Origin of the sequence: Sinorhizobium kostiense (genome assembly GCF_017874595.1) — a bacterium.
GTDB classification, from domain to species: domain Bacteria; phylum Pseudomonadota; class Alphaproteobacteria; order Rhizobiales; family Rhizobiaceae; genus Sinorhizobium; species Sinorhizobium kostiense.
This window is the reverse complement of sequence record NZ_JAGILA010000002.1, coordinates 735,977-760,739: the sequence shown is the minus strand read 5'-3', so window position 1 is coordinate 760,739 and position 24,763 is coordinate 735,977. Positions and strand designations below refer to the sequence as shown.

Annotated in this window: 26 protein-coding genes; 15 read left to right on the top strand and 11 right to left on the bottom strand. The window is 61.2% G+C overall.

Features of this window, described 5'->3' with window-relative positions; translation table 11 throughout:
- Positions 1 to 22: 22 nt before the first annotated feature.
- From J2Z31_RS10125 to J2Z31_RS10100, 6 genes are all read left to right on the top strand, one after another.
- A complete protein-coding gene (locus J2Z31_RS10125) occupies positions 23 to 1,027 on the top strand; it encodes an ABC transporter permease subunit (protein ID WP_209601762.1) in 1,005 nt (334 codons plus the stop codon).
- 10 nt (positions 1,028 to 1,037) lie between these two features.
- A complete protein-coding gene (locus tag J2Z31_RS10120) occupies positions 1,038 to 1,946 on the top strand; it encodes an ABC transporter permease subunit (RefSeq protein WP_209601761.1) in 909 nt (302 codons plus the stop codon).
- Position 1,947: 1 nt separating this feature from the next.
- A complete protein-coding gene (locus J2Z31_RS10115) occupies positions 1,948 to 2,802 on the top strand; it encodes an ABC transporter ATP-binding protein (protein WP_209601760.1) in 855 nt (284 codons plus the stop codon).
- A complete protein-coding gene (locus J2Z31_RS10110; protein ID WP_209601759.1) occupies positions 2,799 to 3,626 on the top strand; it encodes a dipeptide ABC transporter ATP-binding protein in 828 nt (275 codons plus the stop codon). The genes J2Z31_RS10115 and J2Z31_RS10110 overlap by 4 nt, the downstream gene beginning before the upstream one ends.
- A 178-nt stretch (positions 3,627 to 3,804) precedes the next feature.
- Positions 3,805 to 4,149 (top strand): RidA family protein, encoded by a 345-nt coding sequence (locus J2Z31_RS10105; protein WP_209601758.1) that lies wholly within the window; start codon positions 3,805 to 3,807, stop codon positions 4,147 to 4,149.
- 350 nt (positions 4,150 to 4,499) lie between these two features.
- Positions 4,500 to 5,630, top strand: coding sequence for an AI-2E family transporter (locus J2Z31_RS10100; protein ID WP_209601757.1), 1,131 nt, complete (start codon positions 4,500 to 4,502; stop codon positions 5,628 to 5,630).
- 138 nt (positions 5,631 to 5,768) lie between these two features.
- Here the strand turns inward: J2Z31_RS10100 and J2Z31_RS10095 are convergent, their stop codons facing one another.
- Positions 5,769 to 6,566 (bottom strand): response regulator, encoded by a 798-nt coding sequence (locus J2Z31_RS10095; RefSeq protein ID WP_209601756.1) that lies wholly within the window; start codon positions 6,564 to 6,566, stop codon positions 5,769 to 5,771.
- A gap of 181 nt (positions 6,567 to 6,747) precedes the next feature.
- Between J2Z31_RS10095 and J2Z31_RS10090 the strand changes: the two genes are divergently transcribed.
- Positions 6,748 to 6,942, top strand: coding sequence for a NepR family anti-sigma factor (locus tag J2Z31_RS10090; protein WP_209601755.1), 195 nt, complete (start codon positions 6,748 to 6,750; stop codon positions 6,940 to 6,942).
- Positions 6,943 to 7,064: 122 nt separating this feature from the next.
- Here J2Z31_RS10090 and J2Z31_RS10085 read toward each other — a convergent pair whose 3' ends face one another.
- Positions 7,065 to 7,313, bottom strand: a complete 249-nt coding sequence (locus J2Z31_RS10085; RefSeq protein ID WP_209601754.1) for a glycine zipper domain-containing protein — start codon at positions 7,311 to 7,313, stop codon at positions 7,065 to 7,067.
- Between the two features lie 325 nt (positions 7,314 to 7,638).
- On the bottom strand, positions 7,639 to 7,833 hold the full coding sequence (locus tag J2Z31_RS10080) for a hypothetical protein (protein ID WP_209601753.1): 195 nt from the start codon (positions 7,831 to 7,833) through the stop codon (positions 7,639 to 7,641).
- 209 nt (positions 7,834 to 8,042) lie between these two features.
- On the opposite strand from J2Z31_RS10080, the gene J2Z31_RS10075 reads away from it, so the two are divergent.
- The 3 genes from J2Z31_RS10075 to J2Z31_RS10065 all read left to right on the top strand — a co-directional run bounded on the left by J2Z31_RS10075 (position 8,043) and on the right by J2Z31_RS10065 (position 10,216).
- The gene (locus J2Z31_RS10075; protein ID WP_069459427.1) at positions 8,043 to 8,207 is read left to right on the top strand and encodes a DUF1328 domain-containing protein; all 165 of its coding nucleotides are present in this window, start codon (positions 8,043 to 8,045) and stop codon (positions 8,205 to 8,207) included.
- Positions 8,208 to 8,455: 248 nt separating this feature from the next.
- On the top strand, positions 8,456 to 9,709 hold the full coding sequence (locus tag J2Z31_RS10070; protein WP_209601752.1) for an NAD(P)/FAD-dependent oxidoreductase: 1,254 nt from the start codon (positions 8,456 to 8,458) through the stop codon (positions 9,707 to 9,709).
- 240 nt (positions 9,710 to 9,949) lie between these two features.
- Positions 9,950 to 10,216, top strand: a complete 267-nt coding sequence (locus J2Z31_RS10065) for a hypothetical protein (RefSeq protein ID WP_209601751.1) — start codon at positions 9,950 to 9,952, stop codon at positions 10,214 to 10,216.
- A gap of 108 nt (positions 10,217 to 10,324) precedes the next feature.
- Here J2Z31_RS10065 and J2Z31_RS10060 read toward each other — a convergent pair whose 3' ends face one another.
- Together J2Z31_RS10060 and J2Z31_RS10055 are read right to left on the bottom strand one after the other, a co-directional pair.
- Positions 10,325 to 10,882 (bottom strand): MgtC/SapB family protein, encoded by a 558-nt coding sequence (locus J2Z31_RS10060; RefSeq protein ID WP_209601750.1) that lies wholly within the window; start codon positions 10,880 to 10,882, stop codon positions 10,325 to 10,327.
- Between the two features lie 83 nt (positions 10,883 to 10,965).
- Positions 10,966 to 11,274, bottom strand: a complete 309-nt coding sequence (locus J2Z31_RS10055; RefSeq protein ID WP_209601749.1) for a hypothetical protein — start codon at positions 11,272 to 11,274, stop codon at positions 10,966 to 10,968.
- A gap of 264 nt (positions 11,275 to 11,538) precedes the next feature.
- Between J2Z31_RS10055 and J2Z31_RS10050 the strand changes: the two genes are divergently transcribed.
- Entirely contained in the window at positions 11,539 to 12,678 is a 1,140-nt protein-coding gene (locus J2Z31_RS10050; protein WP_209601748.1) for a fumarylacetoacetate hydrolase family protein, read from the top strand.
- 85 nt (positions 12,679 to 12,763) lie between these two features.
- The gene (locus J2Z31_RS10045; RefSeq protein WP_209601747.1) at positions 12,764 to 13,129 is read left to right on the top strand and encodes a hypothetical protein; all 366 of its coding nucleotides are present in this window, start codon (positions 12,764 to 12,766) and stop codon (positions 13,127 to 13,129) included.
- Between the two features lie 777 nt (positions 13,130 to 13,906).
- Here the strand turns inward: J2Z31_RS10045 and J2Z31_RS10040 are convergent.
- The 4 genes from J2Z31_RS10040 to J2Z31_RS10025 all read right to left on the bottom strand — a co-directional run bounded on the left by J2Z31_RS10040 (position 13,907) and on the right by J2Z31_RS10025 (position 17,769).
- Positions 13,907 to 15,235, bottom strand: a complete 1,329-nt coding sequence (locus J2Z31_RS10040; protein ID WP_209601746.1) for a TRAP transporter large permease — start codon at positions 15,233 to 15,235, stop codon at positions 13,907 to 13,909.
- Positions 15,236 to 15,238: 3 nt separating this feature from the next.
- Positions 15,239 to 15,817 (bottom strand): TRAP transporter small permease subunit, encoded by a 579-nt coding sequence (locus tag J2Z31_RS10035; protein WP_209601745.1) that lies wholly within the window; start codon positions 15,815 to 15,817, stop codon positions 15,239 to 15,241.
- Positions 15,818 to 15,879: 62 nt separating this feature from the next.
- Entirely contained in the window at positions 15,880 to 16,899 is a 1,020-nt protein-coding gene (locus tag J2Z31_RS10030) for a TRAP transporter substrate-binding protein (RefSeq protein ID WP_234939352.1), read from the bottom strand.
- A gap of 39 nt (positions 16,900 to 16,938) precedes the next feature.
- Positions 16,939 to 17,769 carry a GntR family transcriptional regulator gene (locus J2Z31_RS10025; protein WP_234939351.1) on the bottom strand — a complete coding sequence of 277 codons (831 nt, stop codon included), beginning with the start codon at positions 17,767 to 17,769 and terminating at the stop codon, positions 16,939 to 16,941.
- A gap of 140 nt (positions 17,770 to 17,909) precedes the next feature.
- Here J2Z31_RS10025 and J2Z31_RS10020 point away from each other — a divergent pair, with 140 nt between their 5' ends.
- Genes J2Z31_RS10020 through J2Z31_RS10010 form a run of 3 tightly spaced genes read left to right on the top strand, consistent with a single transcriptional unit; the run spans position 17,910 to position 21,047 of the window.
- Positions 17,910 to 19,109: a mandelate racemase/muconate lactonizing enzyme family protein gene (locus J2Z31_RS10020; RefSeq protein WP_209601742.1), complete on the top strand. Its 1,200-nt coding sequence runs from the start codon at positions 17,910 to 17,912 to the stop codon at positions 19,107 to 19,109.
- 12 nt (positions 19,110 to 19,121) lie between these two features.
- On the top strand, positions 19,122 to 19,889 hold the full coding sequence (locus J2Z31_RS10015; RefSeq protein ID WP_209601741.1) for an SDR family oxidoreductase: 768 nt from the start codon (positions 19,122 to 19,124) through the stop codon (positions 19,887 to 19,889).
- 12 nt (positions 19,890 to 19,901) lie between these two features.
- Complete coding sequence (locus tag J2Z31_RS10010) at positions 19,902 to 21,047, top strand: L-idonate 5-dehydrogenase (protein ID WP_209601740.1); 1,146 nt, start codon at positions 19,902 to 19,904, stop codon at positions 21,045 to 21,047.
- 783 nt (positions 21,048 to 21,830) lie between these two features.
- On the opposite strand, the gene J2Z31_RS10005 is transcribed toward J2Z31_RS10010, so the two are convergent.
- Together J2Z31_RS10005 and J2Z31_RS10000 are read right to left on the bottom strand one after the other, a co-directional pair.
- Positions 21,831 to 22,565 carry an alpha/beta fold hydrolase gene (locus J2Z31_RS10005; RefSeq protein ID WP_209601739.1) on the bottom strand — a complete coding sequence of 245 codons (735 nt, stop codon included), beginning with the start codon at positions 22,563 to 22,565 and terminating at the stop codon, positions 21,831 to 21,833.
- Between the two features lie 96 nt (positions 22,566 to 22,661).
- Positions 22,662 to 24,641: a 3-hydroxyacyl-CoA dehydrogenase NAD-binding domain-containing protein gene (locus tag J2Z31_RS10000; protein ID WP_209601738.1), complete on the bottom strand. Its 1,980-nt coding sequence runs from the start codon at positions 24,639 to 24,641 to the stop codon at positions 22,662 to 22,664.
- Between the last annotated feature and the right edge of the window lie 122 nt (positions 24,642 to 24,763).

Here is a 24,763-nt window from a genome sequence, read left to right as displayed (position 1 = left end):
CACGTCGGCATGAGGTTTGACTATGTTCCGATTCTTCCTGGGGCGACTGGCGGTGCTGATCCCGACCTTTATCGGGGTGTCCATCATCGCCTTTTCCTTCATCCGGCTGCTTCCGGGCGACCCCGTTGCGCTGCTTTCCGGTGAACGGGTGATGTCACCGGAGCGGCACGCCGAGATATCCCATCAGCTCGGCTTCGATCGCCCGATCGTCGTGCAGTATCTCGATTATCTGTGGGGCGTCCTGCGGGGCGATTTCGGCTTGTCGATCGTCACCAAGAGGCCGGTGATCGACCAGTTTTTCGAGCTCTTCCCGGCGACGCTCGAACTCTCGCTTTGCGCCATCGCCTTCGCCATTGTCCTCGGCATCCCGGCGGGCGTGATTGCGGCGCTCAAGCGAGGCTCCGTCATCGATCAGATCCTCATGGGCACCGCGCTCGTTGGCTTTTCGATGCCGATTTTCTGGTGGGGCCTGCTGCTGATCATCGTGGTTTCCGGAATTTTGCAGTGGACTCCAGTGTCCGGACGTATCTCGCTCATGTTCTTCTTTCCCTCGGTGACCGGTTTCATGCTGGTCGATTCCCTGTTGTCGGGGCAGGAAGGCGCGTTCCGGTCGGCCTTCAATCACCTCATTCTGCCGACGATCGTGCTCGGCACCATCCCGCTTGCCGTCATTGCGCGTCAGACGCGTTCGGCCATGCTGGAGGTGCTCTCCGAGGACTATGTCCGCACCGCCCGCGCCAAGGGCCTTTCCACTTTCCGCGTGGTCGGCATTCACGCGCTTCGCAATGCAATGATCCCGGTCGTCACCACCATCGGCCTTCAGGTTGGCGTGATGCTGGCCGGCGCCATCCTGACGGAAACGATCTTTTCCTGGCCGGGTATTGGCAAATGGCTGGTCGATTCCGTGTTCCGGCGCGACTATGCCGTCATTCAGGGCGGACTCCTGATCATTGCCGGCATCATCATGCTCGTGAACCTCGCCGTGGACCTGCTCTACGGCCTGATCAATCCGCGCATCCGGCATTGAGGAGGGCGATATGACCGAAGTCACTGCTGTGAGCCCCATATCGACCGACCCGTCCCGGCGGGCTCGGCTCGCTGAATTCTGGTACTATTTTTCGGAGAACCGTGGCGCCGTCATCGGGCTCGTCTTCTTCTCGTTCTTGGTGTTGCTTGCGCTGTGCGCACCGCTTGTTGCACCCCACGATCCGGCGATCCAGTTCCGCGAGTCGGTCCTGGTGCCGCCCTTCTGGCAGGAGGGAGGGCAACTCCAGTTCCTTCTCGGGACCGATGCCGTCGGCAGGGACATGCTCTCGCGCCTGATCTACGGCACCCGCTTCTCGCTCTTCGTCGGCGTCATCGTGACGACGCTGGCCCTTGTCGGCGGCATTCTCGTCGGCGTTGTCGCCGGTTATTTCCGCGGCTGGATCGACACCTTCATAATGCGGATCATGGATATCATCCTGGCCTTCCCTTCGCTGCTGCTGGCGCTTGTGCTGGTGGCGGTGCTGGGGCCGGGGCTTACCAATGCGATGATCGCAATCGCCCTCGTCTACCAGCCGCACTTCGTCCGCCTGACCCGCGCGGCCGTGATGGCTGAGAAGACCCGCGATTACGTCGTAGCAGCGAAGGTCGCCGGTGCAGGGAATCTGAGACTGATGTTCAGGACGATCCTGCCAAATTGCATGGCGCCGCTGATCGTCCAGGCGACGCTCTCCTTCTCCAGCGCCATTCTCGATGCCGCGGCGCTCGGCTTCCTCGGCATGGGCGCCCAGCCGCCGACACCCGAATGGGGCACAATGCTGGCGGAAGCGCGAGAGTTCATCCTGCGGGCCTGGTGGGTCGTCACGCTTCCCGGCCTTGCGATTCTGTTGACGGTTCTCGCAATCAATCTCATGGGCGACGGCCTGCGTGATGCTCTCGATCCGAAGCTGAAGAGGTCCTGATATGGCGCTGCTCGAAATCGAAAACCTGGTCGTCGAATTTCAGACGGCCTCGGGCCCCTTCCGGGCGGTCGACGGCGTATCGCTCAACGTGAACAAGGGAGAGGTTCTGGCGATCGTCGGAGAGTCGGGATCAGGCAAGTCCGTCTCGATGCTGGCAGCAATGGGGCTTCTGCCCTGGACCGCAAATGTGACCGCGGACAGGCTCACCTTCGACGGACGCAATCTTCTGACCATGTCGGCCGCCGACCGGCGCAAGATTGTCGGCAAGGAGATCGCGATGATCTTCCAGGAGCCGATTGCGAGCCTAAACCCGTGCTTCACGGTCGGCTTCCAGATCGAGGAGGTGCTGCGCGTCCACTTGCGTCTCGATCGGTCGGCGCGGCGCAAAAGAGCCATCGAGCTCTTCGAGGCCGTTGGCATTCCGGACCCGGCCGAACGCCTCCGCCATTTCCCGCATCAGATGTCGGGCGGGCAGTGCCAGCGCGTGATGATCGCGATCGCCCTTGCCTGCAATCCGAAGCTCCTGATAGCCGACGAGCCGACAACGGCGCTGGACGTGACGATTCAGAAGCAGATCCTCGACCTGTTGATGAAGCTTCAGGCGGAGCACGGCATGGGCCTCATCATGATCACCCACAATATGGGCGTCGTCGCCGAGACGGCGGATCGCGTCGTGGTCCAATATAAGGGGCGTAAGATCGAAGAGGCGGACGTCCTGTCGCTGTTCGAATCGCCGAAGAGCAACTATACGCGTGCGCTGCTTGCGGCCCTTCCGGAGAACGCGACGGGCGACCGGCTCCCGACGATCTCCGAACTGTTCAATGACCAGCAGATCCTCGAGGGAGCCTCTCGATGACCCATGTTCTCGAAGCCCGGAACCTCATGCGCGACTATCATGTGCCGGGAAGTCTCTTCCGAAAAGCGCGCACCGTGCACGCGCTGAAGGGCGTCAGCTTCAAGCTCGACGAGGGCAAGACGCTTGCGATCGTAGGCGAAAGCGGCTGCGGCAAGTCGACGCTTGGGCGCATTCTGACGCTCATCGACCCGGCGACGTCAGGAGAACTCCTGATCGACGGCCGCAAGGTCGACATCGCCACGGAGCGGTTGACGCCGGAGATGCGCCGCAAGGTACAGATCGTCTTCCAGAATCCCTATGGCTCGCTCAATCCGCGCCAGAAGATCGGCGATATCCTGGCCGAACCGCTCGTCATAAACACCGAAGTGCCGGCCGCCGAGCGTCGCGACCGGGCCATGGCCATGCTGAAGAAGGTCGGCCTCGAGGAGAAGCATTATAACCGCTACCCGCATATGTTTTCCGGCGGCCAGCGGCAGCGCATCGCGATTGCCCGCGCGCTGATGCTCAATCCCAAGCTCCTGGTGCTGGACGAACCGGTTTCGGCGCTCGATCTCTCGGTCCAGGCGCAGGTTCTGAACTTGCTCGCGGATCTGCAGGACGAATTCAAGCTTACCTATGTCTTCATCAGCCACGACCTCTCGGTGGTGCGTTACATCGCGAACGACGTCATGGTGATGTATTACGGCGAGGCGGTCGAGTACGGCAGCCGCGACGAGGTGTTTTCAGATCCGCAGCACAGCTATACGAAGACATTGTTTGCGGCGACGCCGCGTGCCGACGTCGCCAGCATCAAGGCGCGGTTGGCGAGCAAGGATGCCGCATGAACTTCTCTTCCCCATGCCGCCGCATCTTTCATCGGCGGCACACAACTCTCATGTGGGCAGGCGTGGGGCGTTCTTGGAGTTGCCATCCCGATCGTGTAGAGCTTCCCGGCCCGCTATCAAGCAGCGGTTGGCAGCCGTTATCGGCCGGCTTGCTCGGCCCAACATCAGGATGACGATTATGGAAATCAAGCGCTTCGAAACCGGTCCGCGGATGAGCCAGGCCGTGGTTTACAACAACACGGTTTATCTGGCCGGCCAGGTCGGCAATGCCGGAGACGACGTCGCCACCCAGACGAAGCAGGCGCTCGCCGAGGTCGACCGTCTGCTTGCGCTGGCTGGTACGGACAAAGCCCGGATTCTCTCGGCAACGATCTGGCTCGCGGACATGGCCGATTTCGCCAAGATGAATTCCGTTTGGGACACCTGGGTACCGCAGGGCCACACGCCGGCCCGTGCCACCGGTGAAGCCAAGCTCGCGGCGCCCGAATATCTCGTCGAAGTGATCGTCACGGCAGCTCTCTGAGCCTGCCGCGCCTTACGCCCAGCAGTATCATGCGCCTGCTGTGGGTCGAATAGATCGACTCAGATCTGGGGACGAAGACATGCGGCGCTGCCGCATAGGACGCCGCCGGTGGCCACCCTCGGCGGCGTTTTGCGGTTGTCTTCCCGTCCAGTTTCGAACAGGAACGATTTTTCCACTAACGCGTTTATGAGCGACTCCGCGAGCAGGAGGGGCGCTGGGCCGATTGACAATTGGGTTAGACCCACAAATTCCCGCCCGGAAAAGAGAGTGTGGCTGGGGTGCACCATGCACGATCGGTGAAGCCCCACCGAGGCGGATCCGTCGCTGGTGCCGATTTGTAGAAGGTAGCGATGGACAAGGCTCGGAACGAGGCAGCGCTGCGTCGACGCAAGCGCGACGCGCAGATGGAAATGGCCTTGGTCGACGCATCGCCGATGGTGGCGCCGGAACGCGGCGGCATTGATCTTCTGGTCGCTTGCAGCATTGTTGGTTTGTTTATCGTCGCCTCGTCGGCCGCCGTTTACGCGTTGGCGGCGGTGCTGACGCCGATCACCTTCGCGATCATCGTTGGTATTGTGCTCGGCAGGGCTGCTGATGAATTGACGCGGTTCGGCTTGCCGCCGCTTGTCGGCGGCCTGCTGCTGGCCCTCTGCTTCATCGTCGGCTTGTTTTTCCTGGTCAACGCGCTACTCGTGGCAGTTACCGAAGTAGCAGGCGAGGCACCGCGGCTGGCGGAGCGGCTCATCGAGCGAATTCTGCCGTTCGTCAATCAGTTCAGCTGGCTTCGGCTGGCACTCGCCCGCAATGCCAGTGAGGAGGCACTTGCCAACGCCATAGTCGAGAATGCTGGACCCTTGCTGGGCACCTTCGCTGCCAGCCTCACGCCGGCCCTCATTCAGACACTGATCTTTTTGGCGGCGCTCCTGCTTTTCCTGCTCAGCCGCGTTCGAGTGCGCAGTACGATCATTCTTGCCTTCCCGAGCCGCGAGGGGCGCCTTCGGGCAATTCGTGTCATGAACGCGATCGAGGATGCTCTAACGCGCTATTTTTCGACGACAAGCCTGACATATATGGCGCTCGGTGCTTTTACCATGGTCATTGCGCTTGTTGGCGGATTGCCGATGCCGCCGCTGTGGGGACTCTTCGCCTTCGTCTCCAGCTATATTCCCTATGTCGGCGTCACCCTCATGACCCTGTCTCTTCTCCTCGGCGGATTGATGACTCATGACGCGCTCCTGGTCGCCCTTGCGCCGGTGATCGTCTTCACGATCGTTCACCTCGTGATGGAAAACCTGCTGGTCCCGGCGATTCTCGGTCAGCGATTCGAGATCAATCCGTTCCTTATCTTCGTCGCAATCATATTCTGGACCTGGATGTGGGGGGCAGTCGGGGCGATCCTGGCAATGCCGCTTGCGCTGATAGCGATGACGATCTTCGAACAGGTGCGCGAATCCTCGCCGGAGCCGCAACTGCCGGGATAGGTCCGGCGCGGGCACGCAGCCCGCACTGCCACAGCGGCGCACCTCTCATCGGACGCGCAAAGTTCGCTCTAACCTTTGGACGCTCTGTCTTTGTCCTTAGATCGAGGTCGATGCAAGGACATGCGGTAGCCGCCGATTTCAGCGGTTGGCGGCGTGCGCCTGTTCGTCGAAGAACAAGGCTTGGCTGATCAGCGCCTTCACCATTTCCGGATTGAAAGGCTTCGTTACCAGAAAGGCCGGTTCCGGCTTATTGCCGGTCAGGAGCCGTTCCGGGAAAGCGGTGATGAAGACGACCGGAACGGCCGCTTCCGTGAGGATCTCGTTGACCGCGTCGATGCCGGAACTGCCATCGGCAAGCTGGATGTCCGCCAGGACCATCTTCGGCGACGTCTTGCGATAGAGGTCGAGTGCCTCTTTGTGCGTGCGGGCGATCCCGGTCACCCGATGGCCAAGGCTTGTCACCATGTCTTCGATGTCCATGGCGATCAGCGGCTCGTCCTCGATGATCATGATGTCGGTCGCCACCTGGCTCGAAATCTCCGCCGATGCCTGTGCGAGCAACCCGGAGAAAGCGCCCGGTTCGAGACCCATGATCTCGGCGGCCTCGCTTATCGAAAAGCCCTCGACGGAGACGAGCAGGAATGCTTGCCGCGGCGCCGGTGCCATCAGCGACAGATTGGCCGCGGCCTTTCGTTCCCAGGCGAAGGGCGAGGTCAGTTGAGTTCGGTCCACCTTCAGTTTGTCGAACAGCGAGCAAAACAGTTTATAGAGGCTGATGCGGTCGTTCGAAGCCGCCGGGAAGAGGTTGATGTCTTCGATTAGTGATTCCAGGACGGCGGCGACATAGGCGTCGCCGGCCGCTTGCGACCCGGTCACAGCGCGGGCGTAGCGTCGCAGGTAGCTGAGATGGGGCGCAATTCTCGTGGAAAGTGACATTTAGACCTTCCTAAACTATTGTTGCGTTACGGTCCCGGTCTTACGGACGGTGACGTGCAGCAGGATACGCGAATGTCTTGGGCACGTCTTTTGAAATTATAGAAAGATTTGAGTTACTGATGATAGCCCATGCCGGGAAAGCGACCGGAAAGCTCGATCATTTGGCGCGCGGAAACTGACGATGAAGGACTCCTCAAAGGGAGGCAGCGTGCGAGACACTGCCCGCCGGCTCGAAAAAGACGTTACCAATAATCAGATTGCCTCGAAGTTGAAAGCGCTTTACCAAGCGGTGGAAAACGAGCCCGTGCCGCGTCATTTCATCGATCTTCTGCGGCGGCTTGACGAGGCCGAGGAAGCGCAATCGCACGACTGTTAGGAAGGGTGAACGGCGGCCAAGGCTCAATCGGACCTCGCGCGGGACAAGGAATAGCACGTGCGGCTTTCGCCCTTTCCCGCGCGTAAGTCGATCCGATCTAGATCGTTGCGAACGATTGCCAATCAGCAACGCGCCGTATAGCGGCGGCCGAACCGGTCGCGATAGATGCAGTACCCAGGTTCGCTGGCGCGACCGATCAAAGCGCCCGCAACTCCGCCAACTGCAGCGCCGACCGCGGCACCTTCGACATCGTTCGTAACTGCTCCGCCAATGATCGCGCCGGAGGTGGCGCCGATCGCTGCACCCCTCTCGGTTTGCGTGCAGGCTGCCAATGGCAGGATCAGGCTTGCGACAATCAGTATCTTCTTCATGGTGCGTTCCTATCCGATCGTGGTTGACTTTCAGGAGATGCTGACTAGCGCGCGCCCTTGTTGACTTGCTGGCGGGCTGGAATGGGACTGGCGAGCAAGGCAACGGGTCGAACCCGGCCGCTCCGGTAACATGACTGCCCGTGTGCGAGTGCCCGGACGACACGAAGGCGCAACGAAGGCTCGCATTCCCATCTCCCATGCGCCGCCACGGCGCGTGTTATCATCGCCCAAACGCCGGTTGGCGTGTTTTGTTCCGCGTGCTCGGCAGAGATGGCGCATAACTGTTGCGAACTGGCCTGGGGCCGAGACTTAAGGTTGGCCTGGCCTAGTTGCGCTTTTTCCGCTCGGCCTGCTCAAGCTTTTGAAGAAGATCCTTGAGGCCTTGGTGGGGCTTTTCTTCGGTATGCATCTCGAGGTCACGAATCGTTCTGCCGATATGCAAATTGTATTTGCGCAATTCTGACCTTTGCCCGGGAATCGAGTTTATCGTCTTCCAGATTTGGCGCGTCAGGATTGCCATTTTATTCCCCAAAGATCCATTCAGACGCAAAACGCCGCGCTTTGTCGAAGGTTCCTGCGGCACGACCGCCCTTTTCGCCGGGGGCGGGAATCCCCTTCCTGTTGTAGTGAGCTAGCCCCGATCCGCAAATTCCAGGCCGTGGAGAATGGGAACAAAGGTGAGAGGCCGGGCGTTTTCGGTCCAGGCAGACGCAGCCAAGGAGATAGAAGATGCTCTATTATGCGCTTATCTTTCTAGTCATCGCCATCATTGCCGGTGTACTCGGCTTTGGCGGGATTGCCGGCGCTTCGGCTGGTATAGCCCAGGTTCTATTCTTTCTGTTTCTCGTGCTTCTGGTTATTTCGCTCGTTGCCGGCTTCATTCGCCGAACCTGAAGGGCGCCCACTCGACGAGATGCGACCGTCCCAGGGTCGATTGGCGCATTCAAAAGATGTGCTTAGTCCAGACATGCTTGCGTTGAAGGGGCGAGTTCGCGGCTTGCCCCTAGTCGCTTGAGGTACTTTGTTCCCTTGCTCTGAATCGTCTTGTGGATTCCACGCTGCTCCCGTGGTCGCCAGGGCAGATTATGGGTAAGTTGAAGAAGTAGGCGTCGAAACGTCAAGTTGGGTGGCAGGGCATTTCGGTGAAGATTGACGCAATGGTTCTCGGCGGCGGCATCGTCGGTATCTCCGCCGCCATTCATCTGGCGCGGCGGGGAAAGGGGGTCGTGCTCGTCGACCGACGAGGCCCCGGCGAGGAGACCTCCTATGGAAACGCCGGCCTCATCCAGCGCGAAGGCGTGTTTCCCTACGGCTTCCCGCATGATTTCGGCGCGCTGTTCCGCTACGCGCTGAACAACACTATCGATGCCAGCTATCACTTCCGCGCACTGCCGAGTCTCGTGCCTTTCCTGGCGCGCTACTGGTGGCATTCCGGCTTCACCCAGCATCAGCGGATAGCTCGTCTTTATGCTCCGCTTATCGAGCATTCGATCGCCGAACATGAGGATCTGATCGCGGCCTCCGGCGCCGGCGATCTCATTTGCAAGAACGGCTGGATGAAGGTGTTCCGCTCGGAGAAGGAGCGCGATGCCGCCTATAAGGATGCCGAACGGCTTTCCGCCGCATTCGGCGTCAACCATCAGAAGCTTTCGAGCAGCGAGATGAAAGCCGTGGAACCATTCATTCAGGTGGATCTCGCCGGCGGCCTGCGCTGGACAGATCCATGGTCGATCCGCGACCCGCACAGCCTGAACAAAGCTTACCTCGCCTATTTTCAGTCGCTCGGCGGCCGCCTGGTTTCGGGCGACGCCGCAACCCTAGAGCACATTCTCGAAGGCGCCGGTTGGCGGATCGCCACGCCGGAGGGCCAGCTGGAGACGCGCGAGGTGGTCGTCGCCCTCGGTCCCTGGGCCGACACCGTTACCCGCAAGCTCGGCTATCATTTCCCGCTTGCGGTCAAGCGCGGTTACCACATGCATTACGCCACCAGGGACGGCGCTGTACTCAACAACTGGGTGCTGGACGAGGAGAAGGGTTATTTCCTGGCGCCGATGCTGCGCGGCATCCGTTTGACGACGGGCGCCGAATTTGCGCTTCGCGACGCCCCGAAGACACCCGTGCAGTTGACCCGGGCCGAACGGGTTGCGCGCCAGTTCTTTCCGCTCGCCGAGCGGCGCGACGAGGAGCCTTGGATGGGTGCCCGCCCCTGCACGCCGGACATGATGCCGATCATCGGCAAGGCGCCGCGCCACGAGGGGCTATGGTTCGCCTTCGGACACGCCCATCACGGCATGACCCTCGGCCCGGTAACTGGCCGCGCTTTGGCAGAGGCCATGACCGGCGAAAAAACCGTCATCGACATCGCACCCTATCGTCCCGAGCGGTTCCTCGCCTGAATCGTCGCGAGTCCGCTACAGACCGTGCATCCTATCAGACGCGCGATGTCTTTCTCCTGAGATCGACGTCGATTTGGGAGACCTGCCGCACCTCGAAGGGGACAGAAATTATTTCGCGGGGGGTGGAACCAAGCACAGAGATGAAGTGTTCTATTGTCGCCGGCGGTAGGGCGCGGGGGCGAACTCTGTCCGGCAGTCAGCCGTACGCGTTCGCGGGCGGTCAGGGAGGAGATTCCACGCATGCGCAAGCAGACGATCGAATACGGCGGCGAGGCCGTCGGCGCGCTCATGCCTGACAATGGACGACTGCGTTTCATTGCGGTCAAATACAGCGTTTGGTCGCTGGACGGCATTACATTCGAGAAGTCGGAGGATGCGGTACGGGCGATCGCTGTACTGCATGGGCTGCGCCACCGACAGCCGGTTATGCGCGCGGGGTCGAGGCCGATCCGGCGCCTCGAGCGGGGCGTGGCTGAGGGGTCGTTCCAGACGCCAGACCTCGGATAAAATAGGTCGGATTCGGATCGAGCAGCGGCTGGACGCTTTGCACTGCGTCCCAGCGCCGTGTGCGCTTCAGGACGCATCAGAACGCTTTTGGACCCATGGACCCATGCGCTAAGTGTCCCGGCGATCGCCGGATGCGGCATTCTTTCGGTCATGCGGCTGCCCCTCCGCCGTTCCAGCCAGTTCTTCCGGCGACTTCCAATTCAGGGCCAGCTCCAGCCGTCCGAGAACGAAGAGAACGACGAGGCTCGCAAGGGCACCGAAGGCCGCAATCCACCAGAAGCCAAAGCCGATGGAAAGCCCGACTGCACCGGCGAGCCACATGCCGGCGCCGGTGGTCAGGCCTTTGACCTCGCCCTTCGAGAACACGATCATGCCCGCGGCGAGGAAAGCCACGCCAGCCGTTACCGCTTCCACGACGCGGATCGGATCGATCCGAACTTCGGGACCAGACAGGCTCGTCATATGCACGCTTTCGACGGCAATGACGGCGAACACCGCAGATGCGAGGCTGACGAGGATATGTGTCCTGAGACCCGCAGGGCGCTGCCGCTTCTCCCTCTCGATGCCGATCAGGGCGCCAAGAAGTATAGCCCCGCTGAGCCGCGCGAGAATCACCTGATAGGGCGTATGCGTCGCAACAAGGATATCGGCAACGATCTCGTTCATGGGAGGCACGATACCTGGCGGTTCCTCGAAGCGTTAGGGCGGGCCGACCCGTTCAGCCGTCCTGGGCCGCCATTTCCGATGGCCTACTGAGCCGGCGGCTGGCTCTGCGGTGCTGCCGGCGCCGGCGCCGGTTCGGCGGCCGGAGGAGCGGCTTGGCCGGGCTCGGCAGGCGCCGTGGTTGTGGACGAGGTGGTCGTCGGTGTGTCTTCGGCGTCTCTGGTCAGCTCCGCAGGCAGCCAGGCGATCAGCGCGATCACGAGGCCGACGAGCAGGATCGAAAGCAGCAGCCATGTGCTGCGCCGGAAACTCGTGTCCCGTTCTTCGGGCAGGGGTGGCGGCGGGTGCTTCGGATCTTCCGGAGGCCTATCCCTGTATTGTTCTTCTTGGACCATGGCGTTACATCCTTTCTGGCGATCGCCGGGTGGCAACGGGTATTCTCGCGCCAAAACCATTTCAGCGATGGCTTACCGAGGTGATCGACCATCGAAACATGCTCGCGGCGCCTGTGGCAGGCGGCCGAACGGTTAACGCCCCAGCTATTGGAGGGTTCCCCGAGGCCCTGCAACATGCGGTTGCTGCGCGAAGGTCTTTACAGACAGGCGGTTCGACTGCGAAAACCTGTGAAGAGGCGGAAACAGTGCGAGTGGAGGAGAACGATGACCATGGCTTATGAAACCGGCACCTTTGTCGGGCGCGCCTGGCGCCCGGATGTGGAGGGGCCGAGCCTTATGGCCATCCGTGACGGTGAGTTGATCGATATCACTTCGAGGGCCGCGCCGACCATGCGCGATCTGCTCAACCTTGACGATCCTGTGGCCCACGTCCGCTCCGCCACCGGTGAAGCGCTGGCTTCCATTGCTGATGTCATGGCCGCCGGGGATCGCGCGAGCCGCAACCTCCATCTCCTCGCCCCGCCGGACCTCCAGGCCATCAAGGCTTGCGGCGTCACCTTCGCGCGCTCGATGATCGAGCGGGTCATCGAGGAGCGCGCCGCCGGCGACGCGGCCCGCGCCGAGGCGATCCGCGCGCGGATGACGGCGATCATCGGCGACAGCCTCAGGGACTTGAAGGCTGGCTCGCCCGAAGCTGCGCGCGTCAAGGCGGCGCTGATCGAGGAGGGCGTCTGGTCGCAATATCTGGAGGTCGGCATCGGCCCGGATGCCGAGGTCTTCACCAAGGGGCAACCCCTCTCGGCAGTCGGCTGGGGTGCGGCCGTCGGGCTGCACCCGATTTCGCGCTGGAACAATCCGGAGCCGGAAATCGTGCTCGCAGTCTCCGCTGACGGCCGCGTGAAGGGCGCCACCCTCGGCAACGACGTGAACCTCCGCGACGTCGAAGGCCGCTCGGCACTGCTTCTCGGCAAGGCCAAGGACAACAATGCCTCCTGCGCCATGGGCCCCTTCATCCGCCTCTTCGACGAAACCTATTCAATCGATGACGTACGCAACGCCGATCTCGATCTCCTGGTCGAGGGGCCGGACGGTTTCCGCCTCCAGGGCTCGAGCACCATGCGCGAGATCAGCCGCGACCCGCTCGACCTCGTCGCCCAGACGATCGGTCCACACCATCAATATCCTGATGGGCTGATGCTCTTCATGGGAACGCTCTTCGCCCCGGTCGAGGACCGCGGCGAGCCGGGCCAGGGTTTCACCCACAGGATCGGCGACGTGGTGACGATCTCGAGCCCGGCGCTCGGCAGCCTCGTCAACACCGTGCGGCTTTCGACCGATTGCCCGCCCTGGACCTTCGGCACGGCTGCGCTGATGCGCAACCTGGCGAAGCGTGGGCTCCTGTAGCAGCGCTTTGAACGGGCGGTTGCGTCCGCGCGCGATTCGACGCTATCTCGAATGCAGTGGGTGTGATCGGAACCGGGCTGAAAAGATGCAATTCCTCGCCGCGTGCGCCATGGCCGGCGTGCTTTTCCTCTTGCAACCGAGTCGGTTGCTGGCCGAACCCCTGCGGAGCCTCGGCGAGGTCAATGACGCCCTCGGCCGATGCTGGACCCCGCCCGTCGGCATCAAGAACTCCTTCGTAACGCTGAAATTCGCCTTCCGAGCCAACGGCACCTTGATGGGCCCGCCGCAGCCGACGGCAATCCGCGTGACTGGCGACGAGGCACAACGCAAGGCGTTCGTCGCGGCCGCGAGCTCGGCACTCGAGGGCTGCATGCCGCTCGAGTTCTCGGAGGCGGTGGCCGAGGAGATCGCGGGGGTCGTGTTTACGCTGCAGTTTAATTCGGCGGAGTGAGGGGCGATGAAGGTCGAGCGCAGGGCAGGGACGTCCATAACGCCAAACGGCGAACACGTCAGAGAAACCAAAGCAAGATTTGGCGAGAATTGGCTGGGGAACCTGGATTCTCACATAATTTCAAAGGCTTAGCGAAATCGCCTTTGAATTCCCTATATTTTCCCGCCGCGAGCGACCGTAGATGCCACCTTTGTGCCCTGGCTTTGGGCCTCAGTCAACAGGGCGGGCGAGCGGCAATAATTTCCGCTTCTGGGGCCTAAGCGCGCCTTCGCTAGCGGGTCAGCATCAGCAGAGATGGGTGGAGGGCGGAAGTTGGAGAGCCACCCTACCAGTGACAGTAATGCGCGTGAGAAGCCGACATCTCCATAATTCCCGCCCTATAGGAGCTCGAGAGGAACAGCGACTCCGTGCTTTATAGCTTCATCATGGGCTCCTTGGCTGCAGTTATCTACTCACTGCGGATTTTACACGCTGCCCAAGGGATCGCCCTCATCGGAAAGCGGATGTTACAGAGCATTGCCAGTGACGTGCGGACAGTTCACGGAGCGACTATCTATTTGGGACCGAACCGTTCGGGCTCACGCCAGCGCGCGAACGGGGTGAGATTTCCAACTGCGTCATCAGCATCAGAGCTGGCCTTTGGGCGTCAGATTTTGAAGGGGAGGTTCTTCGCGACGACCAATGGGAGCAGATCAAGGCGTTCGTGCCAAATACTGGCAAGCGCGGCCTCGCAGCGACGGCCGGCGCTTCTTTTGGATTGGCGCTTCGGCATCGTGCTTACCGTCCGGTTATCCCTGGAAAAGCTATGAGCACCGCAATCCCAAGCATCTGAAGCATGATGAATGGTATCAACGATTTAAAGATAACGCCGAGGGTGATGCCGGGCGGGGCAACCGACTTGAGGTAAAACGCGGCGGGGCCGAATGGCGGGGAGAGGAAAGATACCTGCATGTTCATGCAGAAGAGTACGCCGAACCAGACCGGGTCCATGCCAAGCGATTTGATGATGGGCACGAAGATCGGCATCGTGAGCAGAGCGATGCCGACCCAGTCAAGGAAGGCGCCCAACACGAAGAGAATGAGCATCATGAAGAGAATGATGACTGTCGGATTGTCGGAAATGCCGGTGATGAGACCGGACACGAAGTTGACGCCACCCATCAGGTTGTAAACGCCGACAATCGCTGTCGCACCGATGCCGATCCAGACGATCATGCCGACCGTTGCCAGTGTCTGCATGGCCGCGTCGCGCAGCAATGCAAAGGAGAACTCGCCGCGCAGGATTGTCGACAGCACCACGCCGCCGACGCCGATAGCGGAAGCCTCGGTCACCGACGCAATGCCGCCATAGATTGAGCCGAGGACGATGAATACCACAAGGATCGGCAGAGCCAATCCCTTGAGGAGGCGGAGTTTCTCGGCGGTGGGGATCGGTGTCGGATCCGCTGGCGGTACCACATGTGGCGTGAAATAGGCCCGCGCCAGGATGTAGACCACGTAGAACATGGCCAGCATGAAGCCGGGTATGAATGCGGCCGTGAACAACTCTCCGATCGAAACGTTGGCAGTCAGGCCGTAGATGATCAGAACGATCGATGGCGGGATCATCGTACCGAGCGAACCACCAGCACAGACGACACCGATGGCCAAGCTCCGGTCATAGCCGAGGCGCAACATCTGGGGCAGGGCGATCAGACCGAGCAAGACGATCTCACCGCCAATGATGCCACTCATCGCCGCCAGAATGACAGACACGAAGACCGTCTGCACGGCGACACCGCCGCGGATGCGGCCGGCGAAGAGCTTCATCGCATCGAACAGGTCGCGCGCGATCCCGGAACGGTCGAGAATTGCCGCCATCAGCACGAACATCGGCACGGAGACGAACACGAAGTTCATGACGAAGGAGTAGACGCGGCTGGTGATCAGCGGGATCGACATCGGGCCGAACCAGCCGAGGGCAAATATCAGCGCCACCAGCAGCGTCACGAAGGCCAGAGGCATGCCGGTCAAAAGCAAGCCGACCATCAGCACGAACATCACTATGGTGCCCCACCCAATCCCAAGCGACTGGAGGTTGAGGCCGACGTCGAGGAAATCTGCCATTGACTAATCTCTCTGCCCGCTGCGTGCGTAGTTGAAAGCCAGGATCAAGAATTGCAGGACCAGCAGGACCATCGTGATGAAGATAAAGATCTTGATCAGAGCCGGGGTTGGTGCGCTCCACGCGCTTCCGGTCGTTTCGAGGCGTATTTCGCCCGATGGGGTGAAGACCGCGCGCGTCACCATGTGGTAGGCGGCATAAGCGAAAAAGCCGCTTGCAAGCGCACAAACCAGCGAGATGACAATATCTGCGATCCGTCTCGCGTGTGGGGACAAGTGATCATATATCAGAACCACCCGAATATGGCTGTCTCGGCAGGTACAATAGAGCCCTCCGAAGACAAAGGCGGATCCGCAAAGGAAGACCGTCGTCTCATGTGCCCAGATGGTGGGGCTGTTGAGGACATAGCGCAGGAAAACCTCTGTCAGGAGGATAAGTGCGGCGACGACGATCCCGGCGGCGAAGATATATCCGGCCTTATCCACGATCCGTCCCATGAGACCGGATTCAGGAACCGGGGCGCCGATGCCTTCGCTTGTCGCCGCCAGGTCTATCTCTTCCCTCGTGCGGGGATGATCGCTCATGGCTTCTCTCCCTAGCCATATCGAAGTGAAGGCGGCCCAGCGGGTGGGCCGCCCATAGCCTGTTACAACAGGCCCTTTTCCTTGAGGTAGGCAGTCAGGGTATCGAAGACCTTCTGCGCCATCGGCGAAGTCTTGGCGACGCGTTCCCATTCCGCAACGGCGATCTTGCGGAACTTGGCGCGCTCTTCCGCTGACCAGTCGTGCACGGTTATGGATCCGTCAGCCTTCGCTTGTTCGAGCGCGGCCCCATCGGCCTTCTTCAGCCCCTCGATCTGGGTCTGCTGGAATTCCTTGACCGTTTCCTCCATCATCTTCTTGATATCGTCGGGCAATTCGTCCCATTTCGCCTTGTTCATCGACACTTCGACGAGCGGTAAGGAGTGAAAGCCTGGATAGACCGGGTGCGGCGCCGCCTTGTTCAAGCCCTGCTGCTGGTTGACCGAAAACACCGAATAATCGGCAGCGTCCACCACGCCTTTGTCGATAGACGTGTAAACCTCGGATGCCGGGAGGTTGACGGGGGCCGCGCCGGCCGCGGCGAAGACGTTTGCAATCGGGCCTTCGGGCGAGCGTACCTTGACCCCCTTAAGGTCGTCGACGCCGTCAAGCGGCACGCGGGATACGAAGGCTTCGAGGCCGGGGGTCGAAACACCGATGAAATGCAGGCCATACGATCCGAGCAACTCTGTCATGATTTCCTTGCCGCCGCCGTTTTCGACGAAATCGATCATTTGGGCGGGGTCGGACCAGGCGCCAACCGGATTTGAGATCAGGCCGAATGCCGGGTCCTTGCCGGCCCAATAGGAAGAATCGCAGATCTGTCCATCCAGAATGCCGCCTGCAACGGCGTCAAGGGTCTCGTTGTACTCGACGACCGAGCCAACCGGCAGAAGCTCGATTTTCACCTTGCCTCCGGATCGCTCGGCAACGAGGTCCGTCCAGCCTTTCTGGTATTCAAAATTGGGATTGCCGGCCGGGTCCGACGATTGGAATCGGAACGAATACTCCTGTGCGCTGGCCGCGCCGGCCAGGCCAAGCACCGCCACGACGGTGGCTGCGGTATTGAACAGAAAGCGTGTCATCATCTCTCCTCCCTTGGATGATCTGCGGTGGGTACGGGTTTATTTATCTTGGGGCGCCGAATTCCCTGTCTTGGCGGGCGCAATCACCCCGGCAAGGCTGCTCGTGGTGGAGAAGCGGATGTCCAGCAGGGCCGGATCTACCTGTTCCTCGAGTTCGACGAGCATGGATATGCTGAACTGGATCAATTCGTCGGATGCCTGGCAGGCTCTCTCCGCATCGCCCGCAAGCACGGCTTTCATGATGGCAATGTGGCGCTCGACGGTACGCGACAGGCCGTCGTGTCCACTTATATGGGTCAGATGCAGGTAGCCGCTACGCCGGCCGATGGCGTGAAGCGGGCTCAGTATCCGTTCAAGAAATCGCTCACCCGACGCTCGGATCAGGAGGTCGTCGAACGATTTATCGATGAAATTGAAACTGTCGACCGTCATCGCCGGCCCCTCGGCTTCGAGCTTCCTCTTCAGGTGATGAAGGGCGGCCCGATCATTGGAGGTCATGTTGCGAATGGCGGCCGCCGTGACGAAGCGGTCGAGATCGCGTCTGAGTTCCGCAAGGCGCTTTTCCCGAGAGAGGTCGATCGGCGCAACACGAAGGCCGTTGCGCGGGCGAATTTCCAGAAGCGTTTCGGCCGCGAGCCTGCGTACGGCCTGATGCACCGGCGTGCGGCCGATGCCAACCATTGCCTGAAGGTCCTGCGTGCGGATTTCCGCGCCCGGCGCGATGCGCATGGAAACGAACAGCGCCTCTATCCGATCGTAGGCGAGCGCGGTCAGATCGCGCCCATGCTCGAGCGGCCAAACGCCTTCAACCTCGGCAGTTGCCGAAGGCTTGGCGACTTTGCTCCTCTCCTTGAGTGGTCTCTCTTGCAAAATTCGCTCCGAACACGTATTGCAATTCGCATGTGATATTTCACAGAATATCATGATATGTCAATTCCCATCCGGCGTTCCTGAGCGGAGGCCAGGCCGGCAGGCCGGAGCGGGGTTCAGACTGCCAAAGGGAGGAGCGCATGAGGATCACCGCACTGGAGACGCTGAGAACGGAAGAGTTTTCGAACGTTCTCTGGGTCCGCGTTCACACCGATGAGGGGACGATTGGCCTCGGAGAGACCTTCTACGGTGCCGGTGCCGTCGAGGCCCATATTCACGACACGCTGGCAAGCCGCTTGCTCGGCCAGAACCCGTTACGCATCGAGGCGCTCAATCGGGTTATGACGGACCTCCCGATGGCGCAGGCTTCGACGGGCGTTGAATATCGGGCCGCTTCTGCGATCGACATCGCGCTCTGGGATCTCTTCGGCAAGGTGTGCGGTCAGCCGGTACACCAGATGCTCGGCGGATTGGCCGCTGACAAGCTGCGCGTTTACAACACCTGTGCCGGTTACGGTTATGTCCGCAGCCACAATATCCGCCCGGTGGACACCTGGAACATCGGCGCCGGCGAGGGACCCTATGAAGATCTGGCCGGCTTCATGGGCGACGCCGGTGCGCTCGCCGAGAATCTGCTTGAAAGCGGCATTTCGGCAATGAAGATCTGGCCGTTCGACCCGCCGGCACAAGAAAACAGGGGCCTCTTCATCACAGCGGAGCAAATGAAGAAGGCGACCGAGCCCTTCGAGAAGATCCGCAAGACCGTCGGTGACAAGATGGAAGTCATGGTGGAGTTCCATTCGCTATGGAATCTTCCCACTGCCAAGAAGATCGCCCGGGCACTGGAGCCCTACGCCCCGACGTGGTACGAGGACCCGATCCGCATGAACTCACCGCAGGCGCTGGCCGAATATGCGGCGGCAACGGATGTCTGGGTCTGTGCGAGCGAGACCCTCGGATCGCGCTTCCCCTATAAGGACATGTTGGACCGGAACGCCACCCACGTGGTGATGGTCGATCTCTGCTGGACGGGCGGCCTGACCGAGGGGCGCAAGATCGCTTCTCTTGCCGACACCTATCATCGCCCCTTCGCGCCGCATGATTGCACCGGCCCCGTCGGTTTTGCAGCGGCAATCCATGCCTCTTTCAGCCAGCCGAACACGCTGATCCAGGAGTCGGTCCGGGCTTTCTATACCGGTTGGTACAAGGAACTCGTGACCGTCGTGCCGACGATCACGGACGGTTACGTCCTGCCGATGGAAGGTCCGGGGCTCGGCACGGATCTGCTGCCCGAGGTCTATCAGCGTCCGGATCTGATCTGCCGCCGCTCGGAGCTTTGAGGGAGATACCCGATGACCAGCAAACTCTTCGACCTTACGGGCCGCACGGCTTTGGTGACCGGATCGTCGCGCGGACTAGGCCGCGCCATCGCGCAGGGCCTCGGCGACGCCGGCGCCAGGCTCGTCCTCAACGGCCGAACCGAAAAGCCCGTGGCGACCGTCGCGGAAGAAATGCGGAAGGCGGGATACCAGGTATCGGAGGCGGCCTTCGACGTGACAAGTGAGGCGGCCGTCAGGAACGCCTTTGAACGGCTCGACGGCGAAGGCCTGGAGGTCGACATCCTCGTCAACAATGCCGGCATTCAGCACCGGCAGCCGATTGTCGAGCTTTCATTTGCCGATTGGCAGCGCGTCATCGACACCAATCTGACCAGCGCTTTCCTCGTCGGCCGGGAGGCGGCGCGTCGGATGATCCCCCGTGGCCACGGCAAGATCATCAATATCGGCTCGCTGACGAGCGAAGTCGCGCGCGCTACGGTCGTTCCCTATACCGCGGCAAAGGGCGGCGTGAAACTGCTGACGAAGGGGATGGCGGCCGAATGGGCCAAGTTCGGCATTCAGGCAAATGCCATCGGGCCCGGCTACATGCTGACCGACATGAACGAGGCGCTTGTCAACAATCCGCAGTTCGATGGCTGGGTGAAGAGCCGCACGCCGGCCGGCCGCTGGGGTGAGCCGCAAGAACTCGTCGGCACGGCGGTTTTCCTTGCTTCCTCGGCATCCGACTATGTCAACGGCCAAATCATCTACGTCGACGGCGGCATGCTGTCCGTGCTTTAAGGAGGTACATTCATGCGCGCTGTCGTCGCTCACGCTCCCCATGACCTCCGTCTGGAACGGCTACCGGAGGTCGCCGATCCTGGCGAAGGAGAGGTACTCGTTCGCGTCGTCGCAGGCGGAATCTGCGGATCGGACCTGCATTACTATCATCACGGCGGCTTTGGCACCGTACGCCTCAGGGAGCCGATGATCCTCGGCCACGAGGTGTCCGCGGTGATCACGGCGGTCGGCAAAGGCGTGACGCGCGTCGGGCCGGGTGATCTCGCCGCGATCAACCCATCCATGCCCTGCGGCAAATGCGAAGAATGCCGCCGAGGTCTCCGCAACGAGTGCCACGACATGGTGTTCAGCGGTAGCGCCATGCGTTTTCCGCATGCACAGGGCATGTTCCGTGACAGCATCATCGTTCCCGAGAAACGGGTGTTTCCTGTTGGTCCCGGCACTGATGCCGGCCCTGCCGCGCTCGCGGAGCCCTTTGCCGTTTGCCTGCACGCGGTCAAGCGCGCGGGCCCGCTGCTCGGGGCAACGGTTCTGGTATCCGGTTGCGGGCCGATCGGTTGTTTGACCGTTGCGGCGGCGCGCCATGCCGGCGCCTCCTACATCATCGCATGCGATGTCGTCCAGGAGCCGCTTGCGGTGGCCGCGAGTCTCGGCGCTGACGAGCTTGTCGTGGTGGCCCCCGATGCGAGCGGTCTCGATCGCTACAAGGCCGGCAAGGGTAAAATCGACGTGGCTTTCGACTGCTCCGGTCATCCATCTGCAATTGCAACGGCTTTGGACTGCTTGCGGCCGCGGGGTCGGCTGGTCGCCGTCGGCCTGGGCGGGCCAATGCAATTTGCGCTACCTTCGGTCGTCACCAAGGAAATCGAAGTAATCGGCAGTTTCCGCTTCGATGAGGAGTTTGGCCAAGCTGTCGATCTCATCTCCCGCGGCAAAGTGGACCTGTCAGAATTGATCAGCCACAGCTTGCCCGTCGATGAGGCGATCGCTGCCTTCGATCTCGCTGGAGATCGCCGGAGCGCTATGAAGGTTCAGTTGAATTTCGCCACGCAGCAGAGATCAGCTCTCCAGCGAGACCGTTCTGGCGACGATCGCATTCGTGTCTCCGCACCAAAACTCATTCCCCGGAAGTTCAGTGGCCCAGCAGGGGCAAACTGAGAGAGCAGATCCAGCGAGCACAACTGGGTGCCCGCTTTTGAAGCTGACACCGGAAACTCCGACCGCTATCCTTGAGTGACAGCATTGGGTCGAAACGTGCCAGCGCCGACGGGGCGGCAGATGACAGCTCCTAGGCGCAAAGCGGAAGAATTTGCCCCTGACAAATTTGGGTCCCCAGCCAGTTTTCGTGCGATCGTAGATTGCGACATCGGCGTAGCGGGAAGCTGCAGCTACCAGCGCGGAAAAGGGAGCATGTAGCTGTAAAACCTGCGGAATTTTTTCGGACGATCGGCAGATGAGAACGAGGTGCTACAGGCGTAAATTTTGCCTGCCTGGGGACCTTGGATTCTCACATGATTTCAAAGGCTTAGCGGAAAAGCCTTGAAATTCCCTACGTTTTCCCATCGCGAGCGACCGTGGATGCCATCTTTGTGCCCTGGCTTTGGGCCTCAGTCAACAGGGCGGGCGAGCGGCAATAATTTCCGCTTCTGGGGCCTAAGCGCGAGCTTGGACAGCCAACTGCTGAGTGACGGCAATGCGCGCGGAAGCCATTGCGGTCGAGCCCGAAACGGGCGCATTTGCGCGCCGCACAGCCCGCGATTTCTGCTCAGTCTCAACACACTGGCTGGCGTTTGAGAACGTCGCAGTCCAGTATCGCCCGGTCGGCAACCAGGGCGCTCCGAAGGGCGTCGCGGTTCGAAGGCGACGCAGCCTCTTGGATCAGGGTGTGCCGGATTGCTACCAGAAATCCAGCAGGTGTTCACCGCCGGCATGGCCTGATTCTTAGCGTATCTTTCGAGTACTGTACTCAGGTCGGTGCAAGGCCTTGCGGGAAAGCCAGTCTTTGATGGTCTCGAAAACTCTTCGTGGCTGTTCGAGGGGAAGCAGATGACCAGCATCTTCTATGATCACGGATTCGGCGTCCTGCAGCATCCCTGCGATGGCATCGTGCGCGACGGCTGTCGACAAACGATCTTCTGAACCGGTAATCAGCAACACCGGAAACTCGAACGTGCCTAAGTATGTAGTAGCATCGGGTCTCACGAGCAGTGCACGGTTCTGCCGCTCGTGCACCTCAGGCGGACAATCTTCGACCACCTCTTGAATACGAGACACCAAGTCCGCGTTCCGCATACTTGCAGCCGAGATCACTTTCGGAATCCAACCACGCGCGTAGGCAATCATGTCGGCATTCGCTTCTGCGATGCGGGCCTCGCGCTGAGGGGCTTCATGTACATCTGGGCCTTCGGCATTCGTACTGGCGAGAACCATGGCCCGGATACGTTTTGGTGCTTGGCGGCCCATTTCCATGGCTACGCGACCACCCATCGAATGTGCCAGGACAATCAACTCGCCGTGTGCTTCAGACAGCGCGCGTGCTGCCACCCCTTCCAACGTCATATCGCTGCTTGTATCGGCCACATGCACGGTTGTTCCCTCGCATTTCAACGCATCCGCGATGGTGCTCCAGGTGCGAGCATCAGACATGATGCCCGGAATGGTTACGATTGTTGTCATGGTTTGATCTCCGCCTTGGGAAGCAATCGTGAGTGAACCTTCGCGCGCGAGGGTGTGCCAAGATCGAAACAACGCTGAAACGGAGTGGCTGGATACTTATGGAGCATCAGCCGCTTGCAGTGCTTTGCTTCCCGACATGTACATGGGCCCGCCGCGATGGCGGGGAAAGCCATAGCCTGAGACCATCACAACATCGATATCGGCAGCGCTTTCGGCAATTCCTTCGGCAAGAAGCGCCTCGCCCTCCTGCTGCATCACTCTGATGATCCGCCGAATGATCTCCCCGTCCGAAAATCCCCGGACGGTCGAAGCTGTCCTTACCCTCTCGTCCTCGATGATGCGCGTGACTGCCGGATCGGTTTGGGGCTCGCCTGTACTGTAATCGTACCAGCCTTTCGTCGCCTTACGTCCCAATCGTCCAAGCTCGCACAGCCTGTCTGATATGTGGCAGTACGGCTGCGACCTGTCTCGCGTCGCGCGAGCGGCCCTGCGCTGCGCCCAGGCAATATCAAGTCCGCTCAGGTCCTGGACCGCGAAGATGCCCATGGGGAAACCGAACGCTTTCATGGCGCTATCGATCTGTGCCGGTAAAGCCCCCTCGAGAAGCATGAACTCGCAGTCCCGCCGATAGGCGGCCAGGATCCGGTTGCCGATGAAGCCATGGCAGACGCCCGACACCACCGCAATTTTTTTCAGCCGCTTGGCAAGAGCCGAGCCGGTCGCCAGAGCGCGATCAATCGTGCGCTTGCCGCGGACGATTTCCAACAGCTTCATGACGTGGGCGGGTGCGAAAAAGTGCAGACCAAGCACCCTGGCTGGGTCGGCCGTCGTTTCTGCCAAGGCGTCGACGTCGAGGTAGGACGTGTTGGTCGCCAGAACTGCCTCGGGCGGCATGACCGCATCAAGTTGAGCGAACACCTGTTTCTTGACGTCGACATCCTCAAACACCGCCTCGATCACGAGGGGGCAGGCGGACAGCGAGACGTAATCGTGTGTCGCCGTCAGCCGTTCGAGAGCGTCGTCTGCCTGCGTCAGCGTGATCGCGCCCCGCGCAGCGCTTGCCTGCAGGGTCTCGAGAACCCGCTGCCGCGCCGCCGCAACTGTAGCCTCGTCCCGCTCGAGCAAGCTTACGGCGGTGCCTGACAAGAGCAGCGCGACCGCGATGCCGGCTCCCATGGTGCCGCCGCCAACGACACCCACGTGAGAAAGATCCGCTGGTTCGGCCTTGATGGCTGCAAGGCTCTTGCCCGCATTCCGTTCCGAGAAGAAGGCGTAGCGAAGAGCCGCGGCCTCCTCGGAAGCAACGAGCCTCAGGAAACGCTCCCTTTCCTTCCTCAAGGCGTCGCGGCCCGAGAGGGAAATACTCTCGCGAACGGCCTCCAAGGCTTCCAGTGGCGCCTGCGCACCTCTCGCCTTTCGGGCGAGCGCCGTCGCGGTCGAATTCCAATCGACCGTCTCCGCATCCGGGCAGGGCCGATCGACCAAGGGTGCAGGCATGGGGTGGGTCAGCAGCTCGCGCGCGAGCGCTTCTGCAGCTTCCAGCAGATCACCTTCGGCGATGCGATCGACGAGCCCGATCTTCAGGGCCCGATCGGCATCAATTGGCTTGCCGCTCGTCACGAGTTCGACGGCATCAGCGATCGGCACCAGTCTCGATAGGCGCACGGTACCGCCAGCGCCGGGGATCGTGCCCAAGCTCACCTCGGGCAAACCGAGCTTCGTTCCTGGGTCGGCGATCCTTACGTGGCAGCCGAGCGCCAACTCCAATCCTCCGCCGAGGGCCGTTCCATGAATTGCTGCAATCCACGGCACGCGCGCGCCTTCGATCGCCTCTATCACTTCCGGCAGGATCGGCGCCTGCGGCGGCTGCCCCAGTTCGCGAATGTCGGCGCCGGCCACGAAGGTTCGACCGGCGCATCGCAGAACCACGGCTCTGACGGCCGCATCCTCTTCCACTGCGTGCACCGCATCGATGAGACCCGCCCTGACGACGTGGCTCAACGCGTTGACCGGCGGATTGTCGATGGTGACGATCGCGAGCCCGTCGCGGCATTCGTAGCTGACAAAGGATGTCATAAGTCCTCCACTTCCAATCAAGGATGGCGCTGCCGCTCTCTAGGGCGGTGTACCGCCACAACCGCGGAGCCGCGGGACCGGCAAATTTCGGGCGCCACTTTTGCGGCCCGACAGCATGCGCC

Excerpts from the sequence above, each read along its gene's own strand:
- J2Z31_RS10125 (WP_209601762.1), top strand. The coding sequence starts at position 23 with ATGTTCCGATTCTTCCTGGGGCGACTGGCGGTGCTGATCCCGACCTTT.
- J2Z31_RS10120 (WP_209601761.1), top strand. The coding sequence starts at position 1,038 with ATGACCGAAGTCACTGCTGTGAGCCCCATATCGACCGACCCGTCCCGG.
- J2Z31_RS10115 (WP_209601760.1), top strand. The coding sequence starts at position 1,948 with ATGGCGCTGCTCGAAATCGAAAACCTGGTCGTCGAATTTCAGACGGCC.
- J2Z31_RS10110 (WP_209601759.1), top strand. The coding sequence starts at position 2,799 with ATGACCCATGTTCTCGAAGCCCGGAACCTCATGCGCGACTATCATGTG.
- J2Z31_RS10105 (WP_209601758.1), top strand. The coding sequence starts at position 3,805 with ATGGAAATCAAGCGCTTCGAAACCGGTCCGCGGATGAGCCAGGCCGTG.
- J2Z31_RS10100 (WP_209601757.1), top strand. The coding sequence starts at position 4,500 with ATGGACAAGGCTCGGAACGAGGCAGCGCTGCGTCGACGCAAGCGCGAC.
- J2Z31_RS10095 (WP_209601756.1), bottom strand. The coding sequence starts at position 6,566 with ATGTCACTTTCCACGAGAATTGCGCCCCATCTCAGCTACCTGCGACGC.
- J2Z31_RS10090 (WP_209601755.1), top strand. The coding sequence starts at position 6,748 with ATGAAGGACTCCTCAAAGGGAGGCAGCGTGCGAGACACTGCCCGCCGG.
- J2Z31_RS10085 (WP_209601754.1), bottom strand. The coding sequence starts at position 7,313 with ATGAAGAAGATACTGATTGTCGCAAGCCTGATCCTGCCATTGGCAGCC.
- J2Z31_RS10080 (WP_209601753.1), bottom strand. The coding sequence starts at position 7,833 with ATGGCAATCCTGACGCGCCAAATCTGGAAGACGATAAACTCGATTCCC.
- J2Z31_RS10075 (WP_069459427.1), top strand. The coding sequence starts at position 8,043 with ATGCTCTATTATGCGCTTATCTTTCTAGTCATCGCCATCATTGCCGGT.
- J2Z31_RS10065 (WP_209601751.1), top strand. The coding sequence starts at position 9,950 with ATGCGCAAGCAGACGATCGAATACGGCGGCGAGGCCGTCGGCGCGCTC.
- J2Z31_RS10060 (WP_209601750.1), bottom strand. The coding sequence starts at position 10,882 with ATGAACGAGATCGTTGCCGATATCCTTGTTGCGACGCATACGCCCTAT.
- J2Z31_RS10055 (WP_209601749.1), bottom strand. The coding sequence starts at position 11,274 with ATGGTCCAAGAAGAACAATACAGGGATAGGCCTCCGGAAGATCCGAAG.
- J2Z31_RS10050 (WP_209601748.1), top strand. The coding sequence starts at position 11,539 with ATGACCATGGCTTATGAAACCGGCACCTTTGTCGGGCGCGCCTGGCGC.
- J2Z31_RS10045 (WP_209601747.1), top strand. The coding sequence starts at position 12,764 with ATGCAATTCCTCGCCGCGTGCGCCATGGCCGGCGTGCTTTTCCTCTTG.
- J2Z31_RS10040 (WP_209601746.1), bottom strand. The coding sequence starts at position 15,235 with ATGGCAGATTTCCTCGACGTCGGCCTCAACCTCCAGTCGCTTGGGATT.
- J2Z31_RS10035 (WP_209601745.1), bottom strand. The coding sequence starts at position 15,817 with ATGAGCGATCATCCCCGCACGAGGGAAGAGATAGACCTGGCGGCGACA.
- J2Z31_RS10030 (WP_234939352.1), bottom strand. The coding sequence starts at position 16,899 with ATGACACGCTTTCTGTTCAATACCGCAGCCACCGTCGTGGCGGTGCTT.
- J2Z31_RS10020 (WP_209601742.1), top strand. The coding sequence starts at position 17,910 with ATGAGGATCACCGCACTGGAGACGCTGAGAACGGAAGAGTTTTCGAAC.
- J2Z31_RS10015 (WP_209601741.1), top strand. The coding sequence starts at position 19,122 with ATGACCAGCAAACTCTTCGACCTTACGGGCCGCACGGCTTTGGTGACC.
- J2Z31_RS10010 (WP_209601740.1), top strand. The coding sequence starts at position 19,902 with ATGCGCGCTGTCGTCGCTCACGCTCCCCATGACCTCCGTCTGGAACGG.
- J2Z31_RS10005 (WP_209601739.1), bottom strand. The coding sequence starts at position 22,565 with ATGACAACAATCGTAACCATTCCGGGCATCATGTCTGATGCTCGCACC.
- J2Z31_RS10000 (WP_209601738.1), bottom strand. The coding sequence starts at position 24,641 with ATGACATCCTTTGTCAGCTACGAATGCCGCGACGGGCTCGCGATCGTC.